Source organism: Caballeronia sp. (genome assembly GCF_049581465.1).
Taxonomy (GTDB): domain Bacteria; phylum Pseudomonadota; class Gammaproteobacteria; order Burkholderiales; family Burkholderiaceae; genus Caballeronia.
This window is the reverse complement of sequence record NZ_JBAUSA010000237.1, coordinates 1-2,491: the sequence shown is the minus strand read 5'-3', so window position 1 is coordinate 2,491 and position 2,491 is coordinate 1. Positions and strand designations below refer to the sequence as shown.

4 protein-coding genes are annotated in these 2,491 nt (G+C 61.5%); 2 read left to right on the top strand and 2 right to left on the bottom strand.

Features of this window, described 5'->3' with window-relative positions:
* On the top strand, window positions 1-667 hold a 667-nt coding region (locus WCA53_RS05920), incomplete at its 5' end, for a tyrosine-type recombinase/integrase (RefSeq protein ID WP_423906847.1).
* A 26-nt stretch (window positions 668-693) separates the two neighbouring features.
* Here WCA53_RS05920 and WCA53_RS05915 read toward each other — a convergent pair.
* Complete coding sequence (locus WCA53_RS05915) at window positions 694-1,026, bottom strand: type II toxin-antitoxin system HicB family antitoxin (RefSeq protein ID WP_423906844.1); 333 nt, start codon at window positions 1,024-1,026, stop codon at window positions 694-696.
* Window positions 1,023-1,277 (bottom strand): type II toxin-antitoxin system HicA family toxin, encoded by a 255-nt coding sequence (locus tag WCA53_RS05910; RefSeq protein WP_423906841.1) that lies wholly within the window; start codon window positions 1,275-1,277, stop codon window positions 1,023-1,025. Before WCA53_RS05910 ends, WCA53_RS05915 begins: the two co-directional genes overlap by 4 nt.
* A gap of 982 nt (window positions 1,278-2,259) precedes the next feature.
* On the opposite strand from WCA53_RS05910, the gene WCA53_RS05905 reads away from it, so the two are divergent.
* The coding region (locus WCA53_RS05905) for an RHS repeat-associated core domain-containing protein (RefSeq protein ID WP_423906839.1) at window positions 2,260-2,491 on the top strand (232 nt) is incomplete at its 3' end.

Genomic DNA, 2,491 nt, shown 5'->3' with positions numbered 1-2,491 from the left:
GGCGCAGGTTCAGGCGCTGATGGGGCAGCCGGATCTGGAGTCGGTGACGGGCATGCGCGATCGCGCGCTCCTGGAGGTGCTGTACAGCACGGGGATGCGGCGCATGGAGATCGCGCAGTTGCAGTTGGGCGATATCGACCTGGACACGCGCACGATTGCGATTCGGCAGGGCAAAGGCCGGCGTGACCGGTTCGTGCCGATAGGCGAGCGTGCGTGTGCGTGGGTTGAGCGTTATCTGCTCGATGAACGCACGGCGCTGGTGGTGCATACGGAGCAATGGACGCTGTTCCTGACGGACTACGGGACGGCGTTCACGCTGGGACAACTGAGCGCGATCGTGACGCGCTACATGCGGCGAGCGGGAATCGATAAAGGCTCGTGCCACGCGCTGCGCCATGCGTGCGCGACGCACATGCTGGATAACGGCGCGGACGTGCGGTTCATCCAGATGTTGCTGGGGCATGCGGATCTGACGAGCACGCAGATTTACACGCACGTGTCGATCGGCAAGCTCAGGGAGATTCATGCCGCGACGCACCCGGCGGGGCTGGATGCTGCTTCTCTCTTCGCTGCTATCGAGGCGGAAGCGGACGATGACGACGGCGACGAAGTGAGCGACGAAGAGTCAACGACGCGAACAGATCCACGCAAAGTCCGTAACGGGTAACGGGACGCGTGCGCCCAAAACAGCGCTCAGGTGCGCACTTCGTGTTCGATAGCGCGTTCGATGAGTTGGTTGAGGCTAATGCCCTCAGCCGCAGCCGTTTCGACAGCACGTGCATGAAGCTCGGGATCGATGCGGGCATTGAAGCGGCCGGAGAAATGGCGCACCGGATCGATACCGTTCTCGCGGCAGACGTCGAGGAATACGGCCAAGGACTTGGCTCCCTCGGTCTTGAGCGTGGGGATGTCGCTCGCGTAGAAGTCTGCGCCGCCGTTGAGGCCAAGGAATTCGCCGCGCAGCATGTCAGTGTCCGGGTTGTAGGTGACGACGGCACGATAGTTGTCGATGCTCAGGATGTTCATGGTTTTACTCCGTTCGATTCGAGCCATTTGCGCACGCTGGCGATGGCACCTTTATCGGTAGTTGGCCGGGGATGCGGGCGGTGATAGACCTGCACTTGGCTAAACAGTACGACCGCGATCCGCGAGCCTTCGCGTTCGGTGATGGTGGCGCCCAGTTCGAGAAAAAGCGCCTCGATATCGGCCCAGCGCACGTTGGCCGAGACGGGGCGTGCAAAGATGAGTTCAAGGGTCTTGGTGTGGGCTCGTTTCATGGCTATATGGTACTACAAAATGGTACCGTGTTGAGTGCGTGATACGAAGCTCGCAAGAAGTGATCGACGATGAAAGGCGATGTCAGAGGAACGAAGAGTCAACGACATATCCAGAGAGACGAATAAAGGCGCACCGGCCAAGCGTGTGCGGGCCTTGCGGCCCGAAGGCTGAGGAATGTCCAGCGGCCTTGCGGCCGGGGCACGAGGCCGGGGGTAAATTGGCCTTGTGGCCAATTGAACATAACGCTTGGAAATTAGCGCTGGGCGCCGGGTAGGTGCGCGTTGCGCCCTGTCCCGTCGCCCATCGCTAATTTGCGTTATGTCTGGCGCCCCCGGCCGGGTTACGCGCGTGCCGCGCTTCAGTACATCAGGGCCGCAAAGCGGCCGGTATGGAGTACGCAACACCAAGCCATGCAAGGCGCTTCGCGCAGGACATAACAGGGGCCGCGTCGCGGCCAGGAAAGGGAATGAGCCCGGCCCGCCCGGGCCGTCTGCTGCGCTCGGGCTTCGGCCTTGCGGCCTCTCGCTCCGTGCTCGCAGCCCTCCACCCGTCCGCCCCCAAGGGGCTCCCAATCGGCCGTTACTGCGTAACGGAAAACCCACCGATACGAAGCGTCAAAAGCCACGGCGTTGTGCATGCGGTGCAAGCCTAAAACCCGTCTTGCACCGCATGAACTAGCGTCGAGAACCGATGGCCGTCAAGGCCAAGCCCTGCGGGCGCTGCGCGGCCTTGACGGGGTCGGCGCTGGCGGGGTTGTTGAGTGATTGCGGGAGTTGTTCGGCGCATCGGTGCGCGACGGCCGAACCCCGAAAGCCGAACTTGTTTCGAGATGCGAAACAATGGAAACTCGCGTCTGGAAAAATTCTCTCCGTGATGCAGGCGATATCGCGGGAAAGCTTGCCAGATAAGGGAAAGCGTCCTGCGCGAGGAAAGTGTGCGTCAAGGCAAACAGATTTGGGGCTGTACTATTACAAGGCCCGGATGTACTCGCCCACCCTCGGAAGATTCCTTCAAACCGACCCCATCGGTACGAAGGATGATCTGAATCTGTATGCGTATGTGAAGAACAATCCGGTGAACTTCACGGACCCGACGGGGCTGCTTGCGGCGCTATCGGGAGGCGACTTTACGACCAATGTAGCGGCGGCTCCGGCTGCTGTGCCGAAGCTTGTTGCGCCAACGTTCAGCATGCCGGCGACAGCGGCAGGGGATG